General features: G+C 70.6%; 20 protein-coding genes and 1 pseudogene. 10 read left to right on the forward strand and 11 right to left on the reverse strand.

From position 1 onward, the window contains the following. Positions 1-22 precede the first annotated feature (22 nt). On the forward strand, positions 23-1189 hold the full coding sequence (locus EAT51_RS08100; protein ID WP_130519612.1) for an SGNH/GDSL hydrolase family protein: 1167 nt from the start codon (positions 23-25) through the stop codon (positions 1187-1189). A 12-nt stretch (positions 1190-1201) separates the two neighbouring features. Here the strand turns inward: EAT51_RS08100 and EAT51_RS08105 are convergent, their stop codons facing one another. Continuing rightward, entirely contained in the window at positions 1202-3343 is a 2142-nt protein-coding gene (locus tag EAT51_RS08105) for a TonB-dependent receptor family protein (RefSeq protein ID WP_130519614.1), read from the reverse strand. Positions 3344-3706: 363 nt separating this feature from the next. Here EAT51_RS08105 and zigA point away from each other — a divergent pair, with 363 nt between their 5' ends. The 4 genes from zigA (at position 3707) to EAT51_RS08125 (ending at position 9292) form a co-directional block, all read left to right on the forward strand. Next, the gene (gene zigA, locus EAT51_RS08110) at positions 3707-4927 is read left to right on the forward strand and encodes a zinc metallochaperone GTPase ZigA (protein ID WP_130519616.1); all 1221 of its coding nucleotides are present in this window, start codon (positions 3707-3709) and stop codon (positions 4925-4927) included. A 62-nt stretch (positions 4928-4989) separates the two neighbouring features. Next, positions 4990-5904 (forward strand): GTP cyclohydrolase FolE2, encoded by a 915-nt coding sequence (folE2, locus tag EAT51_RS08115; RefSeq protein WP_130519619.1) that lies wholly within the window; start codon positions 4990-4992, stop codon positions 5902-5904. Continuing rightward, a complete protein-coding gene (locus EAT51_RS08120) occupies positions 5901-7037 on the forward strand; it encodes a CobW family GTP-binding protein (protein ID WP_130519622.1) in 1137 nt (378 codons plus the stop codon). The genes folE2 and EAT51_RS08120 overlap by 4 nt, the downstream gene beginning before the upstream one ends. Before the next feature lie 92 nt (positions 7038-7129). Then, positions 7130-9292 (forward strand): S46 family peptidase, encoded by a 2163-nt coding sequence (locus tag EAT51_RS08125; RefSeq protein ID WP_130519624.1) that lies wholly within the window; start codon positions 7130-7132, stop codon positions 9290-9292. Between the two features lie 87 nt (positions 9293-9379). Here the strand turns inward: EAT51_RS08125 and EAT51_RS08130 are convergent, their stop codons facing one another. The 5 genes from EAT51_RS08130 to hutI form a co-directional block, all read right to left on the reverse strand. Continuing rightward, positions 9380-9646: a hypothetical protein gene (locus EAT51_RS08130; protein ID WP_130561488.1), complete on the reverse strand. Its 267-nt coding sequence runs from the start codon at positions 9644-9646 to the stop codon at positions 9380-9382. A gap of 219 nt (positions 9647-9865) precedes the next feature. Next, a complete protein-coding gene (gene hutU, locus EAT51_RS08135) occupies positions 9866-11533 on the reverse strand; it encodes a urocanate hydratase (protein WP_130561489.1) in 1668 nt (555 codons plus the stop codon). Further along, on the reverse strand, positions 11530-12411 hold the full coding sequence (gene hutG, locus EAT51_RS08140) for an N-formylglutamate deformylase (protein WP_130561490.1): 882 nt from the start codon (positions 12409-12411) through the stop codon (positions 11530-11532). The genes hutU and hutG overlap by 4 nt, the downstream gene beginning before the upstream one ends. 103 nt (positions 12412-12514) lie before the next feature. After that, entirely contained in the window at positions 12515-14065 is a 1551-nt protein-coding gene (gene hutH, locus EAT51_RS08145) for a histidine ammonia-lyase (protein ID WP_130561491.1), read from the reverse strand. A gap of 40 nt (positions 14066-14105) precedes the next feature. Continuing rightward, the gene (gene hutI, locus EAT51_RS08150) at positions 14106-15311 is read right to left on the reverse strand and encodes an imidazolonepropionase (RefSeq protein WP_130561515.1); all 1206 of its coding nucleotides are present in this window, start codon (positions 15309-15311) and stop codon (positions 14106-14108) included. A gap of 79 nt (positions 15312-15390) precedes the next feature. Between hutI and EAT51_RS08155 the strand changes: the two genes are divergently transcribed. Further along, positions 15391-16755, forward strand: coding sequence for a formimidoylglutamate deiminase (locus tag EAT51_RS08155; protein WP_130561492.1), 1365 nt, complete (start codon positions 15391-15393; stop codon positions 16753-16755). Continuing rightward, a complete protein-coding gene (gene hutC / locus EAT51_RS08160) occupies positions 16752-17495 on the forward strand; it encodes a histidine utilization transcriptional repressor HutC (RefSeq protein WP_130519637.1) in 744 nt (247 codons plus the stop codon). The genes EAT51_RS08155 and hutC overlap by 4 nt, the downstream gene beginning before the upstream one ends. A gap of 585 nt (positions 17496-18080) precedes the next feature. Here hutC and EAT51_RS08165 read toward each other — a convergent pair. The 3 genes from EAT51_RS08165 to EAT51_RS08175 all read right to left on the reverse strand — a co-directional run bounded on the left by EAT51_RS08165 (position 18081) and on the right by EAT51_RS08175 (position 20142). Continuing rightward, on the reverse strand, positions 18081-19070 hold the full coding sequence (locus tag EAT51_RS08165) for a restriction endonuclease (protein WP_130561493.1): 990 nt from the start codon (positions 19068-19070) through the stop codon (positions 18081-18083). Between the two features lie 133 nt (positions 19071-19203). Further along, complete coding sequence (locus tag EAT51_RS08170; protein WP_130561494.1) at positions 19204-19779, reverse strand: phasin family protein; 576 nt, start codon at positions 19777-19779, stop codon at positions 19204-19206. Between the two features lie 87 nt (positions 19780-19866). Continuing rightward, positions 19867-20142: a polyhydroxyalkanoic acid system family protein gene (locus tag EAT51_RS08175; protein ID WP_130519643.1), complete on the reverse strand. Its 276-nt coding sequence runs from the start codon at positions 20140-20142 to the stop codon at positions 19867-19869. A 441-nt stretch (positions 20143-20583) separates the two neighbouring features. On the opposite strand from EAT51_RS08175, the pseudogene EAT51_RS20860 reads away from it, so the two are divergent. Beyond that, positions 20584-20799: pseudogene (locus tag EAT51_RS20860) on the forward strand (FHA domain-containing protein); the annotation flags it as partial. 139 nt (positions 20800-20938) lie between these two features. Here EAT51_RS20860 and msrQ read toward each other — a convergent pair. Both msrQ and msrP read right to left on the reverse strand, forming a co-directional pair. Beyond that, positions 20939-21652: a protein-methionine-sulfoxide reductase heme-binding subunit MsrQ gene (gene msrQ / locus EAT51_RS08185; RefSeq protein WP_130561495.1), complete on the reverse strand. Its 714-nt coding sequence runs from the start codon at positions 21650-21652 to the stop codon at positions 20939-20941. 387 nt (positions 21653-22039) lie between these two features. Then, positions 22040-23008 (reverse strand): protein-methionine-sulfoxide reductase catalytic subunit MsrP, encoded by a 969-nt coding sequence (gene msrP / locus EAT51_RS08190; protein WP_130519647.1) that lies wholly within the window; start codon positions 23006-23008, stop codon positions 22040-22042. A 200-nt stretch (positions 23009-23208) separates the two neighbouring features. Between msrP and serC the strand changes: the two genes are divergently transcribed. After that, positions 23209-24294, forward strand: coding sequence for a phosphoserine transaminase (serC, locus tag EAT51_RS08195; protein ID WP_130519649.1), 1086 nt, complete (start codon positions 23209-23211; stop codon positions 24292-24294). Positions 24295-24434: 140 nt separating this feature from the next. Then, the gene (gene pheA / locus EAT51_RS08200; RefSeq protein WP_130519651.1) at positions 24435-25643 is read left to right on the forward strand and encodes a prephenate dehydratase; all 1209 of its coding nucleotides are present in this window, start codon (positions 24435-24437) and stop codon (positions 25641-25643) included. Positions 25644-25763 lie beyond the last annotated feature (120 nt).

A 25763-nucleotide genomic window follows, 5' to 3' on the forward strand; every position in this document is an offset into this window, starting at 1 on the left:
CTACGTCCCTGAAGTTGTTCGCATGACCTCGCTTCCCATCACCACACCCGTCGCCGCCGCGCTGCTGCAGGGCGCGGTCGAGATCTCATCCACCGCGCTGGGCGTGGTGCCGCACCGGCTGCCGGCGTGGGCCCGCGCGCAGTGCGGCGATCCGCAGCTGGCGATGGCCGAGGCCCAGCCCTCGGGCGTGCGACTGGTGTTCCGCACCCGCGCCACGGCCGTCGCACTGCAGGCCTTGCGCACGCGGCGCGTCTATGCCGGCCTGCCGGCGCGGCCCGACGGGATCTACGTCCTGATGCTGGGCGAGCAGGTGCTTGCACAGGCGTCGCTGCCCGGCGGTCACACGCTGACGATCGACATGGCCGCCGGCAGCGCCGTGCGTGAGCACGGCGAGCCGGGTGTGTTGCGTTTCGACGATCTTCCCGAGGGCAACAAGACGCTGACGCTGTGGCTGCCGCACGACGAAGCGGCCGAGCTGATCGCCCTGCACAGCGATGCGCCGCTGCAGCCCGCCGCCGCGGACACGCGGCGGCGCTGGGTGCATCACGGCAGTTCGATCAGCCACGGCAGCAATGCCACGGCGCCGCATGCGATCTGGCCGGCGATCGCGGCGGCACGCGGCGGCGTGGCGCTGACCAACCTGGGCTTCGGCGGCAGCGCGCTGCTGGATCCGTTCGTGGCGCGCACGATCCGCGACCTGCCGGCCGACCTGATCAGCCTCAAGCTCGGCATCAACCTGGTGAACACCGACCTGATGCGCCTGCGTGCGCTGGGGCCGGCGGTCCATGGCTTTCTCGACACCATCCGCGAGGGCCACCCCGACACGCCGCTGCTGCTGATCTCGCCGATCCTGTGCCCGATGCACGAGACCACGCCCGGCCCCACGCTGCCCGACGCCGCCGCGCTCGCCCGCGGCGAATGGCGGCTGCTGGCCTCCGGCGATCCGGCCGAGGTCGCGCGCGGCAAGCTGACCCTGCAGGTGATCCGCCGCACGCTGGCCGACCTGGTCGCCCAGCGCCGCACGCAGGATCCGAACCTGCATTACCTCGATGGCCTGGCCCTGTACGGGCAGGCCGACGCCGAGGCGCTGCCGCTGCCCGATGGATTGCATCCGGACACGGCCACGCACCAACTGATCGGCGAGCGCTTCGCCGCGCAGGCCTTCGCCGAAGGCGTGTTCGGCCGCTGAGCGGCCTGCGCTTCAGTCGAAGCGCAGCCGCAGTCCCGCATAGACGCCGAAGCCTTCGCCCGGCGTCGAGCGCGCCGCATCGCCGCCGGCATCGTCGTAGCCCGGCGTGACCGTGGCCGCGTAGTGCCGGTCGCCGAGATTGCGGGCCTCGATCCAGGTCTGCCAGCGCCTGCCCGGCGCGTCCAGGCCGATGCGCGCGCCGAAGATCACGTGGGCATCGGCCCAGAAGCTGTTGGCGTAATCCACCGCCATCTTCGAGGCGTATTCGGCATTGAGCGCGGCATAGGCGCCGGAAGGATGGTCGTAGCGCAGCTCGCCCTGGTAGAAGTGCCGCGGCAGGCCGGGCAGGCGGTTGTCGCCGAAGCGCGCGTCGTGGCGGTAGCGGAAATCGCTGAAGGTATAGGCCTGGCGCAGCGACAGGCGGCCGGCGTCGGCCTGCCACAGCGTGCTGTCCAGCCCGGCCTCCAGGCCACGATGGCGGGTCGGGCTGGCGTTGGATTCGGCCACCACCAGGTTGGGCACCGGCTGGATCTCCACGCTCAGCAGTTCGTGCCGCACCTGCGCGTCATAGGCGGTCAGCTCCCAGCGACCCAGCGCACTCTCGCCGCGCGCGCCCAGCTCCAGCGTGGTCGCGGTCTGGTTGCGCAGCGGCACCGGCGTGCTCTGCCGGCCGGTAGCCGGGCCGCTGCCGGCGGGGAAGTAGAACGGCGAGCCCCAGATCATCGACCACGGGTGCGGCGGTTCCACCGAGCGGCTCAGGTTGCCGAACAGCTGCAGCTGCGGGCTGGCCTGCCAGGTGAAGCCCAGGCGCGGCGCGCCGTCCCAGTCGTGCGCGGTCAGGCGCCCGCCGCTGGCCGGCCAGGTCACCGCGACCTCGCGGTTGGTATGCACCGCCGCCAGGCCGGTGATCAGGTGCAGCGCCGGCGTCAGCGCCAGGTCGTTGCCGACATGCAGCACCGCGTCGGTGCCCAGGTGTTCGAAGCGGCGGGTCAGCGTGCCGGCCGGATACCCGTTGCGGGCGAAGCGCAGGGTCTCGCGCACGTTGGCGTCCAGGTCGTGGGTGACGCGCAGGCCGACGGTGGTCACGCTGTCGCGGCCGAACAGGCGGTGGCGGTGGGTGTAGTCCAGCGTGGCGCCCAGGTCGCTGTAGTCCAGCTGCTGGCGGTACAGGCTCTCGTTGAGGTCCATCGGGAAGCGGTGATAGACCAGCCCGGCCTGCAGGGTCGAGGCCTCGTCGATGCGCAGCGCGGTGACGCTGCCGATCCAGGTGCTGCCCGGCTGCGGGCGGCGCGCGTCGATGGCCAGGTTGGCCGGATTGGCCTGGCGCGGATCGTCGCGCAGCTGCGCGCGGGTCAGGCGGCCGGGCGTGTCGTGCTCGGTCTCGCGGTAGCGCAGGATCAGGCGCGTGCTGAGGTCCGGGCCGAGCTGCCAGCCGAAGTTGGCCATCGCGCCCTTGCCGCTGCCGCTGGCGTGCGCCTGATAGCCGTCGGTGCGGCTGTCGACCAGGTTGAGGTAGTAGTCGAAGTCGCCCGCAACGCCGCCCAGGCCCAGGCTGGCATTGCGGTAGCCGAAGCTGCCGCCTTCGAGCCGCAGCTCGGTGCCGGGCGAATCCAGGCCGCTGCGGCTGACATAGTCGATCGCCCCGCCCAGGGTCAGCGCACCGCGGTCGAAGCCGTTGGCCCCGCGCAGCACCTCGACCCGGCTCATCCACAGCGGTTCGATCAGCTCATACGGCGTGCCGCCGGAGAAGGTCAGCGGCAGCCCGTCCAGCGAGACCGACACGCCCGAGGCGTGCGCGCCCGGCGCGCGGTTGAGGCCCGAGCCGCGGATCGACACCTTGACCCCTTCGTTGCCCGGTGACTGCGCGTAGATCCCGGGCTGGTAGGCCAGCACGTCGGCGGTGCCGGCCACGCGGCCATCGCCCACCTGCGTCAGGTCGATCACATTGCCCGCGCCGGGGACGCGGGCCAGCGCCTGGCGCACCTGTTCGAGGGCTTCATTGCGCTTCGCCGCGACCCGCACCGTGTCCAGCGTGGTGGCCTGGTCGGGCGGGGCAGCCTCGGCGTGGGCGGGGAGCGCCCCCAGGCCGGAGGTGGCGGCGGCGAGCGCGAGGAGGCGGGGAAGGCGGGGGGAGCGCAGCGTGATCTGGGTCATCGAATGGATCGCAAGGAGCAGGGCGCGCGCCTGCGCCCGGGCGGCGCTGAGGCCGCCGTCGCGCGGGACGGGCAGGGGAGGCGACGGGTCAGCGGCGCCGGACGGGGCGCATCTTTGCTGTGAACCTAAATTAAGTCAATCAGGTTGACAGACGCATTGGGCTGCGGAGTCGACTCGCGACCCGGAGCGCTTTGAGCTGCTGCGCCGCTGCCTGCGCGATGCGTTTCCAGGATTTGAACGCCTTGTCGTAAATGTTATAAAGTAACAAAATGAATTCCGGCCCCCGTCCGGTCTCAGCCCCTTCTCATTCGCCCAAGGGCGCACGCCGCTGCGGCGCGCCGGGCTTCCCACCAAGCCATCGCCATGTCGCTCTCCCCCGATTCCCACGCTCCCAAGCTGCCCGTCACGGTGCTGTCCGGCTTCCTCGGCGCCGGCAAGACGACCCTGCTCAACCACATCCTCAACAACCGCGAAGGCCGGCGCGTGGCGGTGATCGTCAACGACATGTCCGAGGTCAACGTCGATGCCGACCTGGTGCGGCAGGGTGGGGCCGAGCTCTCGCGTACCGACGAGAAGCTGGTGGAGATGAGCAACGGCTGCATCTGCTGCACGCTGCGCGAGGACCTACTGGTCGAGGTCGACCGCCTGGCGCGCGCCGGCCGCTTCGACCAACTGGTGATCGAATCCACCGGCATCTCCGAGCCGCTGCCGGTGGCCGAGACCTTCACCTTCGAAGGCGCCGACGGCCGCAGCCTGCGCGAGGTCGCGCGACTGGACACGATGGTCACCGTGGTGGACGCGTTCAATTTCCTGCGCGACTACGGCTCGCGCGACAGCCTGCAACGGCGCGGCGAATCGCTGGGCGAACAGGACGCGCGGACGGTGGTGGACCTGCTGGTGGAGCAGATCGAGTTCTGCGATGTGATCGTGCTCAACAAGCTCGACCTGGTCGATGCCGAGCAGCGCCAGCGGCTGATGGCGATCCTGCGCGGGCTCAACCCGCGCGCGTGGATCGAGCCGGCGCAGTTCGGCGTGGTGCCGCTGGAACGCGTGCTGGACACCGGCCTGTTCGACTTCGACCAGGCCGCCACCGCGCCGGGCTGGCTCAAGGAGCTGCGCGGCGAGCACGTGCCGGAAAGCGAGGAATACGGCATCGACAGCTTCGTCTACCGCGCGCGCCGGCCGTTCCACCCGCAGCGCTTCCACGACTGGGTCAACAGCGAATGGCCCGGCGTGCTGCGTTCGAAGGGCCACTTCTGGCTGGCCAGCCATCCGACTCTGGCCGGCGAGTGGTCGCAGGCCGGCGCGGTGGCCCGGCACAAGGCCGCCGGCTACTGGTGGGCGGCCGTACCGCCGGAGCGCTGGCCGGACGATCCGGAGCATGTGCGCACGATCCGCGCGCACTGGGTCGAGGGCGTCGGCGATGCGCGCCAGGAGCTGGTGCTGATCGGCATGGACATGGACCGCGACGCCCTGTGCGCGCGCTTCGACGCTTGCCTGCTGACCGATGCGGAGATGGCGCGCGGCGTCCACGCCTGGCTGCAGTGGCCCAATCCCTTCCAGGGCTGGCCTGCCGCGGACTGAGGTCCTGCCGACACGTCGCTTCGCGCGGCGTGCCCCTTCCTTCTTCTTCGTTCGTAAGGTCCATGTCGCTGCCGTTGCCCGATGTCTGTCTCGATGAATCGCCGTCCCAGCCGGCGCCGCTGTCCTGGGTCGGCATGAGCGGCATCGACCTGCCGCTGCGGCTGGACGAATCCGGCTGCCAGCGCCTGCTCGACGCGCGCGTGGACGCGCAGGTCGACCTGCCGGACGCGCGCGCCAAGGGCATCCACATGTCGCGGCTGCATCGTCAGCTGGACCACCTCGGCGTGGAGGCGCCGCTGAGCCCCGCGCGGGTGCAGGCCCTGCTCAGCGCCATGATCCACAGCCATGCCGACTGCGGCAGCCGCCGCGCGCGGGTGCAGCTGGGCCTGGCGCTGCCCGTGCGCCGGCCCGCGCTGCGCACGCCCGGGCTGGCCGGCTGGAAGACCTATCCGGTGCGGATCGCGGCCAGGCTGGATGGCGGTGGCCTGGCGCTGCGCGTGCAGGTCGCGGTGACGTATTCGTCCACCTGTCCGTGCTCGGCGGCGCTGGCGCGGGCGGTGGTGGCCGAAGCCTTCCTGCGCGATTTCCAGGCGCGGGCCTCGGTGGATACGCAGGAGGTGACGCGCTGGCTGAGCGCCAACGCCAGCCTGGCCACGCCGCACAGCCAGCGCAGCGTGGCGCAGGTGGCCATCGACGTGCCGGCCGAGGCGGCGGGCTTCGGCCTGCTGGCCTTGATCGACCGGGTCGAGGCCGCGCTGGGCACGCCGGTGCAGACGGCGGTCAAGCGCGAAGACGAGCAGGCCTTCGCCATCGCCAACGGCGCCAACCTAATGTTCGTCGAGGATGCGGCGCGGCGCATCCTCGCGGCGCTGGAGGGCCGCTATGCGCGGCCCGGCGTGCAGGTCACCCATGCCGAGAGCCTGCATGCGCACGACGCGGTGGCCTGGGCCGGCGCGCCGCTGGAGCAGGCGGCATGAGCGCGCCGCGCGAGCCGGAGCAGATCCCGGTCACGCTGCTGACCGGTTTCCTGGGCAGCGGCAAGACCACGCTGCTCAACCAGCTGGTGCGCCAGCCGGAGCTGGCCGACGCGCTGGTGATCGTCAACGAGTTCGGCGAGATGGCGCTGGACCATCTGCTGATGGTCCACAGCCGCGAGCAGACCGTGCTGGAGCTGGGCGGCGGCTGCCTGTGCTGCAACGTGCGCACCGACCTGGTGGAGGTGCTGCGCGATGCGCCGTGGCGCTTCGCGCGCCAGGGGTGGCGCCAGTTCCGGCGCGTGGTCATCGAGACCACCGGCCTGGCCGATCCGGTGCCGATCGTGCACACGCTGCTGGGCCATCCCGACGTGGCCGGCCGCTATGTGCTGGACGGCGTGGTGACCACCGTCGATCTGGCCACCGCCCAGGCCAGCCTGGACCGGCACGAGGAAGCGGTGCGCCAGGTGGCCATCGCCGATGTGCTGCTGCTGACCAAGGACGATCTGGTGGAGGACGCGGCGTGTGCGGCGCTGGAGCAGCGCCTGCGCCGCCTCAATCCGGCCGCGCCGCGCCATCGCGTGCGTCACGGGCAGGTGCCGGCGGCGGCGCTGCTGGGACTGGGCCTGTTCTCGGTCCATGGCAAGCAGCCGGACGTGGTCGCCTGGTTGAACGAGGAGGCCTATCTGCCGCTGCCGGCCGCGCCGGCCTTCGCCTTCCAGCTGGGCATGCGCCAGCTCGAAGCGCAGGCCGCGGCGCCGGACCCCAATCGCCACGACGACCATGTGCAGGCCTTCTGCTTCCGCATCGAGGAGCCCATCGCCGAACAGGTGCTGGGCCTGTGGCTGGACACGCTGGTCGGCATGCTCGGCCCGGCCCTGCTGCGGATCAAGGGCATCGTCCACGTGCAGGGGCAGGCGGGGCCGCTGGTCGTGCATGCGGTCCAGCAGCTGTTCCATCCGGCGCAGGCCTTGCCGGCCTGGCCCGATGACGATCGCGGCTCGCGCCTGGTGTTCATCACCCGCGACGTGGAGCCGGCGCTGATCACCCAGACCTTCGAGGCGTTCCGCACCTCGGCGGCGCTGCGTCCGGTGTCCTCGGGCGCCTGGCCGCCACAGGCGCTGGGGCCTGCCTGACAGGAATGTCGGGTGCCGCAGTGACCAACGGCACATGGGTTCGCGCGCGGCGCAGGCTAGTGTTACTAGATAACAATTCGGAAAGGTTTCCCATGCGTCGTCTCCTGCTGTCGGCCGCCATCGCCGCCACCTGCATTCCCTCCGCCCTGGCCGTCGAAGGCATGTGGCAGCCGGCCCAGCTGCCCAAGATCGCCGGCGATCTCAAGGCGCACGGGCTCAAGCTCGATCCGGCCGCGCTGACCGACCTGACCGGTTACCCGATGGGCGCCATCGTCAGCCTGGGCGGCTGCACGGCCTCCTTCGTCAGTCCGCAGGGCCTGGTGGTCACCAACCACCACTGCGCCTACGGCGCGCTGCAGTACAACTCCACGCCGCAGAAGAACCTGATCGAGGATGGCTTCCTGGCCAGGAGCGTCGGCGAGGAACTGCCCGGTTCGCCCGACATGCGCGTGTTCGTCACCGAGGAGATCCGCGACGTCACCAAGGAGATCACCGGCGGGCTGCGCGACGACATGGCGCCGCTGGATCGCTACAAGGCGATCGAGCAGGCGATCAAGGCGCAGGTCAAGGGCTGCGAACGCGACGGCTACCGCTGCGACGTCTACACCTTCCATGGCGGCTACAGCTACCAGCTGATCCGCCAGTTGGAGATCAAGGACGTGCGCCTGGTCTACGCGCCGCCGGAGTCGATCGGCAAGTTCGGCGGCGACATCGACAACTGGATGTGGCCGCGCCACACCGGCGATTTCAGCTACCTGCGCGCCTACGTGTCCAAGGACGGCAAGTCCGCCGAGTATTCCAAGGACAACGTGCCCTACCAGCCCAAGCACGTGCTCAAGGTCAATCCGCAGGGCCTGGAGGAGGGCGACTACGTGATGGTGGTCGGCTACCCGGGCCGCACCAACCGCTATCGCCTGGCGCAGGAGGTGCAGGCGGCCATCGACTGGCAGTACCCGACCCAGATCAAGATCTACCAGGACAGCCTGGCTATCATCGATGCCGCCGCCAAGGCCAACCCCGAGGTGGGGGTGAAGTACGCCAACACGGTGGCCGGCCTCAACAACTATCTGAAGAACTTCGGCGGCCAGCTCGAAGGCCTGCGCCGTGCCGACGCGGTGGCGGTCAAGCAGCAGCAGGAGGCACAGCTGGACGCCTGGCTGACCGCGCGCAGGGACGGCGACGCCAAGGCCTTGGCCGGCGACATCGCCCAGCTCAAGCAGGTGCTGGCCGGCACCGCCGCCACGCGCGAGCGCGACCTGGACCTGAGCCTGCTGCAGCGCTCGGCGCTGTTCTCCACCGGCCTGCGCCTGACCCGCCTGGCCGGTGAGCGCGCCAAGCCGGACATGGAGCGCGAGCCGGGCTACCAGCAGCGCGACGAGGCGCGCATCGAGGGTGCGCTCAAGCAGATGGACCGCCGCTACGACGCCGGCGTGGACCAGCAGTTCCTGACCTATGCGCTGCTGCGCTACGTCAAGCTGCCGCAGGCCCAGCGCCTGCCGGCGCTGGACGCCTGGCTGGGTGGGGCGCGCGACGAGGCGGCGATCAAGGCCAAGGTGGCCGCGCTGTACGCCGGCAGCAAGCTGGGCGACGGCCAGGCCCGCCTGGCCTACTTCAAGGACGACGCCAAGACGCTGGCCGCGCAGGAGGACAGCATGCTCAAGCTGGCTGCGGCCCTGCTGCCGCAGCTGAAGACCCTGGAGGACGAGACCGACACGCGCGATGGCGTGCTGTCCAAGCTGCGCCCGCGCTACATGCAGGCGATGATCGCCTGGAAGGATTCGCAGAAGCTGCCGGTCTACCCGGATGCCAACAGCTCGCTGCGCGTGACCTACGGCAATGTGCAGGGCGTGGCGCCGCGCGATGCGGTGAGCTACGCGCCGTTCACCCACGCCGAGGGCATCGTCGAGAAGGCCACCGGCGAGGTGCCGTTCAACGCCCCCAAGGCGGAGCTGGACGCGATCAAGGCCAAGGACTTCGGTCCGTATGCCTCGAAGAAGCAGGGCACGCTGCCGGTGGACTTCCTGGCCGACCTGGACATCACCGGCGGCAACTCCGGATCGCCGGCGCTGGACGGCAACGGCCAGCTGGTCGGCCTGGCCTTCGATGGCAACTGGGAATCGGTGAGCGGCGACTGGCTGTTCAATCCCAAGCTCAACCGCTCCATCCAGGTCGACGTGCGCTACATGCTGTGGGTCATGGACCACCTGGACCACGCCGACAACCTGCTGCAGGAAATGGGCGTGGGCAAGCGCTGATCCCGCGCATCGCGGTGTAAATGCAACGGCCCGGTCGCGAGACCGGGCCGTTGTCGTTTCAGGCGGCGCTGGCGGTTTGCGGCGGCGTCAGGGCTGCAGCTCGCTGCGCAGGCCCTCGGCCAGCAGCGCATCGTCCACGTCGCGATACCAGTCCTCCGGGCCGGCGGCCACGGCTTCGACGTACAGCCCCTGCGCGTCCTGCAGCGGCGGGCGGCGCAGATGGACGATCGACACCCCGCGCGCGTCCAGCGAGAGCAGCACGCGCTGCGCGGTGCGCATCAGCTCGGCCGAGCTGGTGTGTTCGTCGGTCGGCCGCAGGGCCAGGCGGTAGGTGTGGGAGGCGGACGGGGACATGCGGCGGGGCGGAAGGCGGTGGGGCAGGGTAGCCCAGTGCGCGTGCGACGGGTGTCGCCGCACGGACCGCAGTCCATGGCGGCTGACAGGCTGCCGACAGTGTTGCCGCGATAACGGACGGACCAATGGGGCCTGAGCTCGTCATTCCCGCGAAAGCGGGGACTCATGGACGTCCGCGCGCAGCGACGACATCGCATTACCTCCAACCCACCTCAGCGCTCACCCCAGAATGCCCGGCAGATCCAGGCCCTTCTCCCGCGCGCAGTCGATCGCGATGTCGTAGCCGGCGTCGGCATGGCGCATCACGCCGCTGGCCGGGTCGTTCCACAGCACGCGGGCGATGCGTTTGGCGGCGGCGTCGGTGCCGTCGCAGACGATGACCATGCCGGCGTGCTGGGAGAAGCCCATGCCCACGCCGCCGCCGTGGTGCAGCGACACCCAGGTCGCGCCCGAGGCGGTGTTGAGCAGGGCGTTGAGCAGCGGCCAGTCCGAGACCGCGTCCGAGCCGTCGGCCATGGCCTCGGTCTCGCGGTTGGGCGAGGCCACGCTGCCGCTGTCCAGGTGGTCGCGGCCGATCACCACCGGCGCCTTCAGTTCACCCTTGGCGACCATCTCGTTGAAGGCCAGGCCCAGGCGATCGCGATCGCCCAGGCCGACCCAGCAGATCCGCGCCGGCAGGCCCTGGAACTTGATCTTCTCGGCGGCCATGTCCAGCCAGCGGTGCAGGTGCGGATTGTCGGGAATCAGCTCCTTGACCTTGGCATCGGTCCTGGCGATGTCCTCCGGGTCGCCGCTCAGCGCGGCCCAGCGGAACGGGCCGACGCCGCGGCAGAACAGCGGGCGGATGTAGGCGGGGACGAAGCCGGGGAAGTCGAAGGCGTTGGCCACGCCTTCCTCCAGCGCCATCTGCCGCAGGTTGTTGCCGTAGTCCACGGTCGGCACGCCCAGGGCATGGAAGCGGAGCATGGCGCGGATGTGGTGGGCCATGGAGGCGCGCGCGGCCCGTTCCACTTCCTTCGGCGCGGACACGCGCTTGTCGTCCCATTGCGCGACACTCCAGCCCTGCGGCAGGTAGCCGTTGACCGGATCGTGGGCGGAGGTCTGGTCGGTGAGCAGGTCCGGCTTGATGCCGCGTGCCAGCAGCTCGGCCAGCACATCGGCGACGTTGCCGAGCAGGCCGACCGACAGCGGCTTCCGGGCCTGGCAGGAGTCCTCGATCAGGCGCAGCGCCTCGTCCAGCGAGTCGGTCCAGGTGTCCAGATACCCCGTGCGCAGGCGCATGTCGATGCTGCTCTTGCGACATTCCACCGCCAGGCAGGAGGCGCCGGCCATCACCGCGGCCAGCGGCTGCGCGCCGCCCATGCCGCCCAGGCCGCCGGTGAACAGCCAGCGCCCGGACAGGTCGCCGCCGTAGTGCTGCCGGCCCATCTCCACGAAGGTCTCGTAGGTGCCCTGCACGATGCCCTGGGCGCCGATGTAGATCCAGCTGCCGGCGGTCATCTGGCCGTACATGGCCAGGCCCTTCTTGTCCAATTCGTTGAAGTGGTCCCAGTTGGCCCAGCGCGGCACCAGGTTGGAGTTGGCGATCAGCACGCGCGGCGCATCGGCATGGGTGCGGAACACGCCGACCGGCTTGCCCGACTGCACCAGCAGGGTCTGGTCGTCGTCCAGGCGCTTGAGCGTCTCGATGATGGTGTCGAAGCTCTCCCAGTCGCGCGCGGCGCGGCCGATGCCGCCGTAGACCACCAGCTCCTCCGGGCGCTCGGCCACGTCGGGATGCAGGTTGTTCTGCAGCATGCGCAGCGGTGCCTCGGTCAGCCAGCTCTTGGCGGTGAGCGCGGGGCCGGTAGGGGCGTGGATGCGGCGGGACGGATCGCGACGGGTCATGGTGAGTCCTGATGATGGGACGGTGCGCCCACGGCGGGCGCGCGATGGGCGAGGGGATGGGTGCCGGCGAAGTCCAGGCAGGCGGCGAGCACCTCGCGCAGCGTGTCCTGTACGGCCTGCGCGCGGGCCTGCGAGAACGGCGTGGGCCAGTTCTCGGGGGTGACCGGATCGGGTTCGTCCATGTAGCCGCGGCAGGCCAGCTCCATCTGGATCGCATGCACGCCGTGCTTCGGCCGGGCGTGGTGGCGCGTGATCCAGCCGCCCTTGAAGCGGCCGTTGCGCACATGGCTCAGGCCGCTGGCGGCGCAGACGCGCTCGACCGCGTCGGTCAGCGCCGCGTCGCAGGCGGCATCGTCGTTGCTGCCGATGTTGAACTGCGGCAGCTCGCCCTCGAACAGGTGCGGGATGCGCGAGCGGATCGAATGCGCGTCGTAGACCACGATGCAGCCGTGCTGCGCACGCAGGCGTTCGATCTCGGCGGCCAGCGCATCGTGGTACGGCGCGAACCAGGTCTCCCGCCGGCGCGTGATCTCCGCCTCGTCCGGCGCCAGGCCCTGCCGGTAGAGCGGCTGGTCGTCGAAGGTGGTGGTCGGGCACAGGCCGGTGGTGTTCTGGCCCGGATACAGCGAGGCGCCGGACGGGTCGCGGTTGACGTCGATCACCGAGCGGCTGATCGCGGTGCGCAGCGTGGTGGCGCCGAGCGCGCGGGCGAAGGCGTAGAGCTGGTGCACATGCCAGTCCGCATCGCGCCGTGCCAGCCAGGGCGAGACGAAGTCGCCCTCAAGCCCGGCCGGGAGCTCGGTCCCGGTATGCGGAAAGCTGACGATCAGCGGCGTCTGGCCGCGATGAAGTTCCAGCCACTCGGGAAGGTCGCTCATCCGCGCATGTCTCCCACAGTCCGACGAATACTCTGCCCGTCGTCCCCGCGAACGCGGGGATCCAGTGACTTGCGCGCCATGCCGGAACCTCGCTGCAGCGCGCTCACGCCGCCCCATCCACGCCCGGCAGCCCCGGACCGTCCGCGCCGACCGCCTCGACCAGCGCGCCACCGCGCACCAGCGCCGTCGCGACCACCATGTCCGGATGGAAATAGCGGTCTTCCTGCAGCGTCGGCACCTGCGCGCGCAGCAGCGCCCGCACCGACTCCAGCGCGGCGCTGGACGCCAGCGGCGCATGGAAATCGCAGCCCTGCGCGGCGGCGAGCAGCTCGATGCCGACCACGTTGGCGGCATTGCGCGCCATGTCCAGCAGCCGGCGCGCGCCGTGCGCGGCCATCGAGACGTGGTCTTCCTGGTTGGCCGAGGTCGGGATGGAATCCACGCTGGCCGGCATCGCGCGCTGCTTGTTCTCCGACACCAGCGCCGCGGCGGTGACCTGCGGGATCATGAAGCCGGAGTTGAGGCCCGGCCGCGGCGTCAGGAACGCCGGCAGCCCCGACAGCGCCGGGTCGACCAGCATGGCGATGCGGCGCTCGCTGATCGAGCCGATCTCGCACACGGCCATGGCCAGCATGTCGGCGGCGAAGGCCACCGGCTCGGCGTGGAAGTTGCCGCCGCTGAGCGCCTCGCCGGTGTCGGTGAACACCAGCGGATTGTCGGACACGCCGTTGGCCTCGATCTCCAGCGTGCGCGCCGCCGCGCCCATCACGTCCAGCGCCGCGCCCATCACCTGCGGCTGGCAGCGCAGGCAGTAGGGGTCCTGCACGCGCACGTCGTTCTCGCGGTGCGATTCGCGGATGGCGCTGCCGGCCATCAGCGCGCGCAGCGCGTCGGCCACGGCGATCTGCCCGGGCTGGCCGCGCAGGGCGTGGATGCGCGGGTCGAACGGCGTGTCCGAGCCCTTGGCCGCCTCGGTGGACAAGGCGCCTGTGACCAGTGCGGCCTGGAACACGGTCTGGATCTCGAACAGCCCCGCCAGCGCGTAAGCGGTCGAATACTGGGTGCCGTTGAGCAGGGCCAGGCCCTCCTTGGCGCCGAGCACGCACGGCGCCAGGCCGGCCCGCGCCAGCGCATCGCTCGCCGGCAGGCGCTGGCCTTCGAAGAACGCCTCGCCCGTGCCGATCATCACCGCGGCCATGTGCGACAGCGGCGCCAGGTCGCCCGAGGCGCCGACCGAACCCTGGCAGGGCACCAGCGGCAGCACGTCGCGCTGGAGCATGGCTTCCAGCAGCGCCAGCGTGGCCGGCTGCACGCCGGAGGCGCCCTGCGCCAGGCTGGCCAGCTTCAGCGCCAGCATCAGCCGCACCACCGGCGCAGGCATCGGCTCGCCGACGCCGGCGGCGTGCGAGAGCACGATGTTGCGCTGGAGCGTGGCCAGGTCCGCATCGGCGATGCGCACCGTGGCCAGCTTGCCGAAGCCGGTATTGATGCCGTACACCGGCGCGCCGGTGTCGACGATGGCCTGCACGGTCTGCGCGCTGCGCGCGACCGCGTCGTGGCAGGCGGGATCGAGCTGCACGGCCGCGCCGCGATAGACGGCGCGCCATTGCGCCAGGCTGACCGCGCCGGGGCGCAGCACAAGAGAGTCGGTCACGCGGAATGCTCCGGTCGTTCGGGTTGTACGAAAAACGGCCTCATGCCGGCTGCCCGCGCCACACGCGCGTATGCAGCGGGTTGAAGCCCATGCGGTAGACCAGGTCGGCCGGCGCGTCGATGTCCCAGATCGCCAGGTCGCAGTCGAAGCCCGCGCGCAGCCGGCCCAGCCGGTCCTGTCGCCCCAGCGCCCGCGCGGCGTGCCGGGTGAAGCCGGCGATGCATTCGTCCACGGTCATGCGGAACAGCGTGGCGGCCAGGTTCATCGCCAGCAGCGGACTGGTCAGCGGGCTGGTGCCGGGATTGCAGTCGGTGGCCAGCGCCAGCGGCATGCCGGCCGCGCGCAGCGCCTCGATCGGCGGCACCAGCGTGTCGCGGGTGAAGTAGAACGCGCCCGGCAGCAGCACGGCCACGGTGCCGGCCGCGGCCATCGCGGCGACGCCGTCGGCGTCCAGATGCTCGATATGGTCGGCCGAGAGCGCGCCGTACTGCGCGGCCAGCGCGGCGCCGTGCTGGTTGCTGAGCTGCTCGGCGTGGATCTTGAGCTTCAGGCCATGCGCGCGCGCGGCCTCGAACACCTGCCGCGCCTGCTCCGGCGAGAAGGCGATGTCCTCGCAGAACACGTCCACCGCCTCGGCCAGGCCCTGCGCCGCGACCGCCGGGATCATCGTCCCGCAGACCTCATCGATGTAGGCCTGCGCCTCGACGCCGGGCGGCACCGCGTGCGCGCCCAGGAAGGTCGGCACGATCTCCACCCGGCGCAGTTCGCCCAGGCGCCGGGCCACGCGCAGCTGCTTGCGTTCATGCTCCAGGTCCAGGCCATAGCCGGACTTGATCTCCAGCGTGGTCACGCCTTCGCCCAGCATCGCGTTCAGGCGCGGCAGGCTGGCGGCGATCAGCGCGTCCGCGTCGGCCGCGCGCGTGGCGCGCACGGTGGAGACGATGCCGCCGCCGGCGCGGGCGATGTCGGCATAGCTGGCGCCTGCCAGGCGCTGCTCGAACTCGCCGGCACGGTTGCCGGCATAGACCAGATGGGTGTGACAGTCGATCAGGCCCGGCGTGATCCAGCGGCCCTGGCAATCGATGCGCGTGGCCGCGTCGAAGTCCGGCGCCCGATCGGCCGGGCCGACATGCACGATGCGGCCGTCGCGCGCGGCGATCACGCCGTCCCGCAGCACGCCCAGGGTGCCGTCGTCGGCATCGAGCGTGGCCAGGTGGGCGTGGTGCCAGAGCGTGTCGCAGCGCAGGGGCATGGCATCTCGTCAGGAGCGCATTTGTCTATACAATAAGACCGGCCTTTGCAGCCTGTCCAGTCGAGGAACCCCGATGGCGCCAGCCGCTTGCTTCTGGATCGATCACGCCCTGCTGGACGAGGGCTGGGCGCGTGCGGTGCGCGTGTGCACGCAGGGCGGGCGCATCGCCTCGGTGCAGGCGGGCAGCGCCGCGCAGCCCGGCGATGTGCGCCTGGGCGTGGCCGTGCCCGGCCTGGGCAACCTGCACAGCCACGCCTTCCAGCGCGGCATGGCGGGCCTGACGGAAGTCGGTGGCGCGGCCGGCGACAGCTTCTGGAGCTGGCGCGAGCTGATGTACCGCTTCGTGCAGCGGCTGGACCCCGACAGCCTGCAGGCCATCGCCGAGCAGGCCTACGTGGAGATGCTGGAGGCCGGCTTCACCCGCGTGGGCGAGTTCCACTACCTGCACCACGGCCCCGAGGGCCGGCCCTATGCCGATCCCGGCGAGATGGCCACGCGCATCGCCGCGGCCGCGCAGGCCAGCGGCATCGGCCTGACCCTGCTGCCGGTGTTCTATGCCCATGCCGACTTCGGCGGCGCGCCGCCCAGTCCCGCGCAGGCGCGGTTGATCCATGACGTGGACGGGTTCGCCCGCCTGCTGGAGGCCAGCGCCGCGGCGATCGTGCCGCTGGGCGATGCCGTGCTCGGCCTGGCCCCGCACAGCCTGCGCGCGGTCACGCCCGAGGAGCTGACCGCGCTGCTGCCGCTGACCCGCGGCCCGGTGCATCTGCATATCGCCGAGCAGACGCGCGAGGTGGAGGCCTGCCTGGCCTGGTCGGGCCAGCGCCCGGTGCGGTGGCTGCTGGACCACGCGCCGGTGGACGCGCGCTGGTGCCTGGTGCACGCCACCCACGTCGAAGCGGACGAAGTGCAGGGCATGGTCGAGGCCGGCGCCGTGGTCGGCCTGTGCCCGATCACCGAGGCCAACCTGGGCGACGGCCTGTTCCCGATGCGCGACTTCGCCCGCGTCGGCGGCCGCTTCGGCGTGGGCTCGGATTCCAATGTGCTGATCGATGCGGCCGAGGAGCTGCGCCTGCTCGAGTACGGCCAGCGCCTGGTCGCGCGCGGGCGCAACGTGCTGGCGCAGGGGCAGGGGGTGTCCAGCGGGCGTTGGCTGTTCGAGCAGGCCCTGCACGGCGCCGCGCAGGCGCTGGGCGTGGAGGCGGGCCTGCGGGTAGGCGCCGCTGCGGACCTGGTGGAGCTGGATTCCGACCATCCGGCGCTGCGCGCGCGCCAAGGCGATGCCTGGCTGGACAGCTGGCTGTTCGCCGCCCGCCGCGGCGCGGTGCGCCAGGTCTGGCGTCAGGGCCGGCTGGTCGTGCGCGACGGCCGCCATGTCGACGCCGCGGCGGTGGCCGAGCGCTACGCCGCCGCGCTGGACCGGATCCTGCGCGCGTGAGCGCTCCACAGGCCTCGCCCGCGCCGCCGCGTTCGCTGCATCAGCGCATCCGCGACGACATCGAGGGCCGCATCCACAGCGGCGAATGGCCTCCGGGCCACCGCATCCCCTCCGAGCACGCGCTGATGGCGCAGTACGGCTGCGCGCGCATGACCGTGAGCAAGGTGCTGAGCCTGCTGGCCGACGCCGGCATGATCGAGCGCCGCCGCCGCGCCGGCTCGTTCGTCGCGCGCCCGCATCCGCATATCGAACAGGTGGCGCTGGACATCCCGGACATCCCGTTCGAGGTCGCCGCACGCGGCCACCGCTACCAGTTCCAGCTGCTGGCCCGGCAGCTGCGCAAGCCGCGCCGCGGCGACGCGCGCGAGACCGAGCTGGCCGGCCAGGCACGCGTGCTCGCGCTGCAGTGCCTGCACCTGGCCGACGAGCGGCCGCTGGCGCTGGAGGACCGCCTGATCAATCCGGCCGCCGCGCCGCAGGCGGTGGACGTGGACTTCTCGCAGACCGCCCCGGGCAGCTGGCTGCTGCAGCACGTCAGCTGGACCCGCGCCGAGCACCGCATCAGCGCCATCGGCGTGGACGCCGCCCGCGCGCGCCTGCTGCAGGTGCCCACCGGCACCGCCTGCCTGGTGATCGAGCGCCGCACCTGGCGCGGCGAGCAGCCGGTGACCTGCGTGACCCAGGTCTTCCTGGGCGACTCCTACGACCTGGTGGCACGGTTCTCGCCTGGCGGGCGCTGAGCGGGCGCGTGGGAGGAGCGAAGACGTCCTACGTCTTGGACGCCGTGTGTAACTCCCTGGCTAGTCAGACATGCGGCTGCCGAACAGCGCTTCCCGCCTACGCGGGAATGACGAGGGTAGCGCTGCGGCGGAGGATCAGACCGCAGATGAGGCAACCGTAAGACGCAGTCCAGCCCCCTCCCTTTCGCCGAAGGCGAAGGGGAGGGTTGGGGAGGGGTGAGCTTTTGCTGCTGCTGTTGCTCATGCACCGCGCCAAAGCAACGGAAATGCCCCTTCGCGCTTCAAACAGGTCGAAGGACCACAAAGGTCCCACTTAGGCGGGAACAGAGGGTCTTCGATGTTCCCTGCGAAAGCCGCTGGATAGTCAGACATGCGTCTGCCGAAAAGCACTTCCCGCCTGCGCGGGAATGACGTTCTTCAAAGGCGGCCACCAGACGGGCACCACGCGATTTCGGCGCGCTGCCTGAAAGTCCCTGGATAGTCACGCATGCGTCCGCCGAACAGCACTTTCCCGCGTTCGCGGGAATGACGATCGTTGGGAATGACGACCGGTGTTGTTGTCCGGGAGCGCGGCGCGGGCGCCGCTTAACGTGCCGGTGCCTGGGCCGGAGTAGGCGCGCTCATCGTCGCTTCGCACTGCCGCCAGCGCACGCGTTCGTCGCTGTCGGGGCGCGGGTTGAGCTGGATGCGCGAGAGCGCCAGGTCCGGGTACTTGGCCAGTTCGGCGCAGACCGTCGGCATCACCATGGCCTCGTCGGCCAGCATGTCCACCGACAGCGTCGAGCCGGAGATCCAGGCCGGCTGGCGCAGGCCACCGGCCTTGGCCAGGGCCTTGGCGACCTCGCCGCGCTGGCGGGCCAGCTCGGCGTCGGTCGGCGGTTCCAGCGACTGAGTAGGCGTACTCGCGGCGGGCACCGCAGGAGCCGAATGCGCCGGAGCGGAGACGGGCGCAGGTGCGACGGTCTCGGGCGTCGAGTCGGAATCGAGCAGGGCAGGCAGCCCACTGACCAGCACGCCGAGTAGCAGCGCGGCGATCCAGCTCAGGCCGATGCGGCGGCGCGCGCGCAGGTTGGCCTGGCCGCTGATGCCCTGGACGGTCGCGCTGTCCACCATCGGCTTGACCTCGGCCCACAGCCTGGCGCCGTCCAGGATCTCGACATTGGAGCGCTGCGCCTTCTCATGACCGCCGGCGTCGACCAGGCCCTGGGTGGCCAGGATGCTGTGCTGGGCGCCGCGCAGGCGCGCCTCGGAGGCCAGTTCGTCGATCGCCACCGAGCCGATGCGATAGGCGGTGCCGTGCTTGCAGCTCAGCAGCCAGTGCCTGCCCTCGGCATCGCCCAGCAGCAGGCTCGGGTGCTGGTTGCGGACATCCTCGGGCTCGAAAGACAGGCGCTCCAGGCCGCGCAGCTGCAGCGCCGAGAGCACCAGGCGCGAGAAGTCGCGCCAGCGCATCGCCGCCAGCGCCTGCAGGCCGGCCTGGGTTTCGTCGAGGCGGCGGCGGACCAGCCACAGGTAGGCGGTGGCGACCACGCCCACCAGCAGGGCCACGAGGGTCCCGATCAACCAGAACGGCATGAGGCGTACATCCGCTGAAACAGGTGGGGCATTCTACGGGCAACCGTGCTGGCGACCAGTCCGTGATTGGCACACGTCGGCCAAGAAGATGACGGGCTTGCGGGCAAGCAGCACATCGGAGGTTACGGGCGATTTAGTCGGTCACGTCGCCAGGAGCGGCAGGATCCGCGGGCGTCGGTCGAGGCGCGGCGCGCGGCTTGCGCACCGGCCGGTCCTCGGTGGCCTGGGGCGGAACCGGCGCGGGGCCGGGCGGAGTGGAACGGGCCGCCGCCCTGCGCGCCCGCGCACCGGCGGTGGGCCGCTCGTTGTGCGCGCGCAGCTTCTGGTTCAGCGCGTCGATGCGGTCGGCCAGCGCGCCCAGCTCGCGCCGGGTCGGCACCTCGAGCGCCTTCAGCGCCTCGCCGACGCGGGCGCGGAAGACCTGGTCCACGCGTCCCAGCGTCTCGCCGGCGCGGCTGCGCACTTCCTCGACGCCGTCTGCCAGGCCGGCGCGCGCGTCGCGGGTGCGGGCCTCGACCTTGCTGCCTTCGCGCACCAGCGTGTCGAACAGCTTGCTGCCCTCGGCCTGGGCGCGGCTGAAGGCGCCCAGTCCGGCCAGCCAGATCTGCTGGGCCGATTCGCCCAGCGACGCCTGCAGGCGCTCGGCCTGCTCATGCAGCGAGGGTTCGAAGTCGGACGGGCGCTGGCGCTCGGTTTTCCTGGTGGCCATGGATCACTCCGATGCGGTCGGGACGATGCCTGGCAGTGTCCGCAGCGGCCGGTGAGCGCCGTGTCGAAGATGGGCCGACCAGGGCGTTTAGGCGAAGCGCTCGCCCAGCACCCGGCGGATCTCCGACTCGATCGGCCCCTTCATCGCCGACAGCAGGAAGCCCAGCTCGGCGGTGACGTGCAGCGCGCCGGGCTGCATGGCGATGCGCCCGTCCACCCCGGATCCGTTGAACGCCAGCGTGTCGCCGTCCCAGTGATGGCTCACCCCGAAGCGCGCGTGCAGCTTGCCGGCCACCTCTTCCAGGGCCTGGCGGGTCTGCTCGGGCGACTTGTGGTGGGGATGCTGCAGTTCGATGCGGGACATGGCGCTGGGCTGGCGAAGGACAAGCGCGCATTGTCGCCCAACCGCGCATCGCCTGTGGAAGGCGCGTGCCGCCTCCGACCTTGCGAAGCCCGAACCCGTGGGCCTGCGTGCTAGTCTCCCGGCCGCGTGCAGAACCTCAGTCTCCATTTTCCCCAAGGCCGGACGGCCGACCGTGCCCTGGGCACGGGTATCCACCGCATCGTGCGCGAAGCCAGCGGCACCATCGGCGTGGGCGATGCGGTGCCCGGCGCGCTGCTGGTGCAGTTCAGCCTGGACCGGCGCGGCCTGTGGCTGCAGGTGCCGCCGGGCATGCGCGGCATCCATGTCAACGGCCGCCCGGTGCGGCGCATGGCCATGCTGCGTCCGGGCGATGCGGTGTACGCCGATGGCGTGGAAGTGCTGGTGCGCGGCCAGGCGCCGCGTCCGGCCTCCTCGGCGCCGATGGCCCAGGCCGAGCCGGATCCGCGCGTGGTCCTGCGCGGCATCGGCGGGCGTCACCACGGCCGCGCCTTCACCATCGGCAGCGGCTGCAGCGTCGGCGCCGGCCGCGAGGCCGATATCGTGCTGGATGCGCCGCACCTGTCCGGCCTGCACGCCGTGCTGGGCCGCGTCTCCGGCGGCGTGCTGCTGCGTCATCTGCAGGGCGGGGTGACCAGCGTGGTCAACGGCGTGCCCGTGCAAGAGGCCGTGCTGAACGCCGGCGACCAGGTTGCCTTCGACCCGCAGTCGCGCTTCGTGGTGGAGATCCCCTGGAGCCAGCCCGATCCGTCCGACCCGGCGGCCTCCGAGACGACCGTCAGCGCTCCGACGCCGGCGGCGGTGGCGCCACCACGGGCTTCGCTGAAGCGCTGGCCGTGGCTGCTGCTGGCCGCGGCGGTGCTGGCCGGCGTGCTGGCGCTGCTGCTGCTGTTCGCGCCCGCCTGATCGCCTTCCAGGCGCGCCAGCCCAGCAGCAGGGCGAGCAGTCCGGCATAGAGCGCCGGCTCGCGGATGTCGGACTTCACCAGCCACCAGAAGTGCAGCACCGCCAGCACGCCGATGGCGTAGATGGCCTTGTGCAACTGGCCCCAGCGCCGCTTGAGCCGGCGCATCCAGCCCTGGGTGGAGGTGATCGCCAGCGGCACCAGCAGCAGCCACGGGGCGAAGCCCACGGTGATGTAGGGCCGCTTGACGATCTCGGCGAAGATCTGGGTCCAGTAGCCGCCCAGGTCCAGGCCCAGGTAGGCGGCCAGGTGCACCGTGGCGTAAGCGAAGGCGTACAGCCCCAGCATGCGGCGGAAGCGCAGCAGCACCGCCTGGCCGGTGAGCTGGCGCAGCGGGGTGATGGCCAGGGTGAAGATCAGAAAGCGCAGCGCCCACAGCCCGGTGAAGTGCTCGATCTGCGCGATCGGGTCGGCGCCCAGCGCATCGCTGCCGTTGCGCCACACGTCCCAGAAGCGCCAGCCCAGCAGCGCCAGCGGCGCCAGGCAGAGCAGGTGGACGACGAGCTTGGCGAGGGTGAGGGGTTTCATTTTTTGGGGATTGGGGATTGGGGATTGGGGATTGGGGATTGGGGATTGGGGATTGGGGATTGGGGATTGGGGATTGGGGAGAAAAGCGTCTGAGTCAGTGCTCTGCTTCTGCCCCCTCCCTTGCGCGCAGCGCAGGGGAGGGCTGGGGAGGGGTTAGCCGTTGCTGTTGCTGTTGTTCCCTCGCTCCCCTCGGGCTACGCGCGAAAAGCACCCCTCCCCAACCCTCCCCTGCGCTGCGCGCAAGGGAGGGGGCGGGTCATGCGGCTCACGCTGACGTCGCTTGGTTCCTGGCTCTTCACCTTGATCACCAGTTCCCCTTGCCTACTTCTGCCACTGCTCCTAGCTTCGCTCGAATCCCGAACCCCGAATCCCGAATCCCCGCCCCCCTCAAAACCACTTCCGCAAATCCATCCCCGCATACATCGAAGCGACCTGATCGGCATAGCCGTTGAAGGGGCGGGTGGGGATACGCTCGGCGAACAGTTTGCTGGCGTTGCCGGCGATGCGGCGTTCGGTCTTCTGGCTCCAGCGCGGGTGGTCCACGTCCGGATTGACGTTGGAGAAGAAGCCGTACTCGTTGGGCTGCAGGTCGTTCCAGGCGGTCGGCGGCATCTTCTCGACGAAGCGGATCTCCACGATCGACTTGATGCTCTTGAAGCCGTACTTCCACGGCACCACCAACCGCAGCGGCGCGCCGTTCTGCTGCGGCAGCGGCTTGCCGTAGACGCCGGTGGCCAGGAAGGTCAGCGGATGCATCGCCTCGTCCATGCGCAGGCCCTCGCGGTAGGGCCAGTCGATCGAGCGGTAGGCGATGCCCGGCATCTGGCGCGGGTCGGCCAGGGTGGTGAAGGCCACGTACTTGGCCTTGGCCGTGGGCGCGAAGCGCTTGAGCACCGCCGCCAGCGGGATGCCGTCCCACGGGATCACCATCGACCAGCCCTCCACGCAGCGCAGGCGGTAGATGCGCTCCTCGCTCGGCGCGGACTTGAGCAGGTCCTCCAGCGCCAGCGTGCCGGGCTTCTCGCACTCGCCGGAGACCTTGACCGACCACGGCGAGGTGCGCAGCGTCTTGGGCGCGCTCGACGGATCGGTCTTGCCGGTGCCGAACTCGTAGAAGTTGTTGTAGCTGGTCACGTCCTCGTAGCGGGTCAGCGTCTCGCTGGTGCGGAAGCCGGCCTTGGCCTGCTCGGGCGTGACGACGGTCTTGGGCGCATCGGGCGGATCGGCGTCGGCGCAGCCGGCCAGGGCCAGCGCCGGCAGCGCGGCGGCCAGCTTGAACAGGTCGCGACGGCCGCGGTAGACGGCCTCGTCGGTGACCTGGTGATCCTTGAGGGTGAGGGCGTCGCGTAGGGACACGGTGCATCTCCTGCGAAAAGTCACATGGGCAACCAATGGGACGCGCCAGCAGGCGAAAAATTCCCGCCATTGCACGCGTTTGCGCCTGGCGATGGATTCGCCTGCAACCACCTTACGCGGATCGCGGCATGACGGATGCAAAGGCGGCCGTGGGGCGATTCAGCCTGCGGCATACTATGTGCCCCCTGATCGAGGCCGCCATGTCCCGCGTCCACAACTTCAGCGCCGGCCCCGCGGCGCTGCCCGAAGCCGTCCTGCGCCACGCGCAGTCCGAAATGCTGGAATGGAACGGCGTGGGCGCCTCGATCGTGGAGATCAGCCACCGCAGCGCCGAATTCATGGAGGTCGCCGCACGCGCCGAAGCCGATCTGCGCACGCTGCTGACCATTCCCGACGACTACGGCGTGCTGTTCCTGCCCGGCGGCGCCACCACCCAGCAGGCGCTGCTGGCGCTGAACTTCGCCAGCCCCGGCCAGACGGTGGACTACGTGGTCACCGGGCACTGGAGCAAGACTGCAATCAAGCAGGTCAAGGACTACGTCAACGTGCACGTGGCCGCCAGTAGCGAAGCCGAGGGCTTCACCGACATCCCGCCGCGCGCGGACTGGCAGCTCTCGCCCGATGCGGCCTATGTGCACATCACCGCCAACGAGACCATCCATGGTGTGGAGTTCCGGCACACGCCCGAGGTGGGGCAGGTGCCGCTGTTCGCGGACTTCTCGTCCTCGATCGCCTCCGAGCCGATCGACGTGTCGCGCTACGGCGTGATCTATGCCGGCGCGCAGAAGAACCTGGGGCCGGTGGGCGTGGCGGTGGTGATCGTGCGCCGCGACCTGTTCGAACGCGCCGGCCAGCCGCGCGCGGACATCTTCAACTACGCCTCGCATCTGGCGCGCGACTCGATGCTCAACACGCCGCCGACCTGGAACTGGTACCTGGCCGGGCTGATGTTCCGCTGGATGCTGGACCAGGGCGGCGTGGAGGAGTTCGCGCGGCGCAGCGCGGCCAAGTCGCAGCTGGTGTATGGCGCCATCGATGCCTCCGGCGGCTTCTACCGCAACACCGTGCATCCGGCGGCGCGCTCGCGCATGAACATCCCATTCTTCCTGGCCGACGAGGCGCTGACCGCGCGCTTCGTGGCCGAATCCAAGGCCGCCGGGCTGATCGGCCTGAAGGGCCACAAGGCGGTCGGCGGCCTGCGCGCCTCGCTGTACAACGCCTTGCCGGTGGCCAGCGCCCAGGTGCTGGTGGACTTCATGCACGACTTCCAGCGGCGCAATGGCTGAGCCACCGCGCTTGGCTGTCGTGGGAGCCGGCCTGGTGGGAGCCGCCATGGCGGCGATGAGGCTTTATCGGTGAAGCCCCATCGCCGCAGTGGCGGCTCCCACAGAGAAGCCGCCAAATTCCGCTTTACGGATGACCTCGAATGACCAAGAAAACCCCTAAACCCGCAAGCGCGCCGAGCAAGTCGCCGGCCAAGGCGGCCAAGCCCGGCGAGCCGGCCAAGGTGGCCAAGGCGTCCGCCAAGGACGCCAGCGCCTCGCCTGCTGAGCCCGAGTTCGACCTGGCGCAGGTGCGGGCGCGCATTGACCATATCGACCGCGAGATCCAGGCGCTGATCGCCGAGCGCGCCGGCTATTCGCTGCAGGTCGGCAAGGCCAAGGGCAAGCTCGCCGCCGCGGTGGACTATTACCGCCCCGAGCGCGAGGCGCAGGTGCTGCGCATGGTGGTGGACCGCAACCAGGGCCCGCTGTCCGACGAAGTGCTGGTGCACGTGTTCCGCGAGATCATGTCCTCCAGCCTGGCGCTGCAGGAGCCGCTGAAGATCGGCTACCTGGGCCCGGAAGGCACCTTCAGCCAGCAGGCCGTGCTCAAGCACTTCGGCCGCTCGGCCCTGGGGCTGCCCATGGCCAGCATCGAGGAAGTCTTCCAGGAAGTGGAAAGCGGCAGCGCCGACTTCGGCGTGGTGCCGGTGGAGAACTCCGGGCAGGGCACGATCCAGATCACGCTGGACATGTTCCTGACATCCGACCTGAAGATCTGCGGCGAGGTCGAGCTGCGCGTGCAGCAGTTCCTGATGTCGCGCAGCGGGCGCATCGCCGACATCGAGCGCATCTACGCGCATCCGCAGTCGTTCATGCAGACCGCCGGCTGGCTGCGCTCCAACCTGCCCAAGGCCGAGAAGGTGCCGGTGTCGAGCAATGCCGAGGGCGCGCGGCGCGCGCGCAACGCGGACGATGCGGCGGCGATCGGCGGCGAGAGCGCGGTGCACGCCTATGGCCTGAAGAAGGTCGTGATGAGCCCGATCCAGGACGACAAGGACAACACCACGCGCTTCCTGGTGGTGGGCCGCAGGATCTTCCCGCCGTCCGGTCACGACCGCACCTCGGTGCTGGTGTTCATCCACGACAAGCCGGGCGCGCTGTTCGACGTGCTCAGCCCGTTTGCGCGTCATGGCATCAGCATGAACCGCATCGAGTCGCGGCCCAGCCACCACGCCAAGTGGGAGTACGGCTTCTTCATCGACCTGGCCGGGCATGTGGAGGACGAGGCGATGAAGCAGGCGCTGGCCGAGCTGGAAGCGCATTCGGCGCAGATCAAGGTGCTGGGTTCGTATCCGGTGGCGGTGCCGTGATGCCGGGTGCGTCGATGGCGGTTGCGGCTTGAGGCAAAAGCTTTCGCGCCTCTTCGAGTCACGAGTTACTTTTCTTTGCTCGTGCAAAGAAAAGTAACCAAAAGAAGCGCTTTTCAGCAG

The organism is Pseudoxanthomonas winnipegensis, from assembly GCF_004283755.1.
GTDB lineage: Bacteria > Pseudomonadota > Gammaproteobacteria > Xanthomonadales > Xanthomonadaceae > Pseudoxanthomonas_A > Pseudoxanthomonas_A winnipegensis.

Excerpts from the sequence above, each read along its gene's own strand:
- EAT51_RS08100 (WP_130519612.1), top strand. The coding sequence starts at position 23 with ATGACCTCGCTTCCCATCACCACACCCGTCGCCGCCGCGCTGCTGCAG.
- EAT51_RS08105 (WP_130519614.1), bottom strand. The coding sequence starts at position 3,343 with ATGACCCAGATCACGCTGCGCTCCCCCCGCCTTCCCCGCCTCCTCGCG.
- zigA (WP_130519616.1), top strand. The coding sequence starts at position 3,707 with ATGTCGCTCTCCCCCGATTCCCACGCTCCCAAGCTGCCCGTCACGGTG.
- folE2 (WP_130519619.1), top strand. The coding sequence starts at position 4,990 with ATGTCGCTGCCGTTGCCCGATGTCTGTCTCGATGAATCGCCGTCCCAG.
- EAT51_RS08120 (WP_130519622.1), top strand. The coding sequence starts at position 5,901 with ATGAGCGCGCCGCGCGAGCCGGAGCAGATCCCGGTCACGCTGCTGACC.
- EAT51_RS08125 (WP_130519624.1), top strand. The coding sequence starts at position 7,130 with ATGCGTCGTCTCCTGCTGTCGGCCGCCATCGCCGCCACCTGCATTCCC.
- EAT51_RS08130 (WP_130561488.1), bottom strand. The coding sequence starts at position 9,646 with ATGTCCCCGTCCGCCTCCCACACCTACCGCCTGGCCCTGCGGCCGACC.
- hutU (WP_130561489.1), bottom strand. The coding sequence starts at position 11,533 with ATGACCCGTCGCGATCCGTCCCGCCGCATCCACGCCCCTACCGGCCCC.
- hutG (WP_130561490.1), bottom strand. The coding sequence starts at position 12,411 with ATGAGCGACCTTCCCGAGTGGCTGGAACTTCATCGCGGCCAGACGCCG.
- EAT51_RS08155 (WP_130561492.1), top strand. The coding sequence starts at position 15,391 with ATGGCGCCAGCCGCTTGCTTCTGGATCGATCACGCCCTGCTGGACGAG.
- EAT51_RS08165 (WP_130561493.1), bottom strand. The coding sequence starts at position 19,070 with ATGCCGTTCTGGTTGATCGGGACCCTCGTGGCCCTGCTGGTGGGCGTG.
- EAT51_RS08170 (WP_130561494.1), bottom strand. The coding sequence starts at position 19,779 with ATGGCCACCAGGAAAACCGAGCGCCAGCGCCCGTCCGACTTCGAACCC.
- EAT51_RS08175 (WP_130519643.1), bottom strand. The coding sequence starts at position 20,142 with ATGTCCCGCATCGAACTGCAGCATCCCCACCACAAGTCGCCCGAGCAG.
- msrQ (WP_130561495.1), bottom strand. The coding sequence starts at position 21,652 with ATGAAACCCCTCACCCTCGCCAAGCTCGTCGTCCACCTGCTCTGCCTG.
- serC (WP_130519649.1), top strand. The coding sequence starts at position 23,209 with ATGTCCCGCGTCCACAACTTCAGCGCCGGCCCCGCGGCGCTGCCCGAA.
- pheA (WP_130519651.1), top strand. The coding sequence starts at position 24,435 with ATGACCAAGAAAACCCCTAAACCCGCAAGCGCGCCGAGCAAGTCGCCG.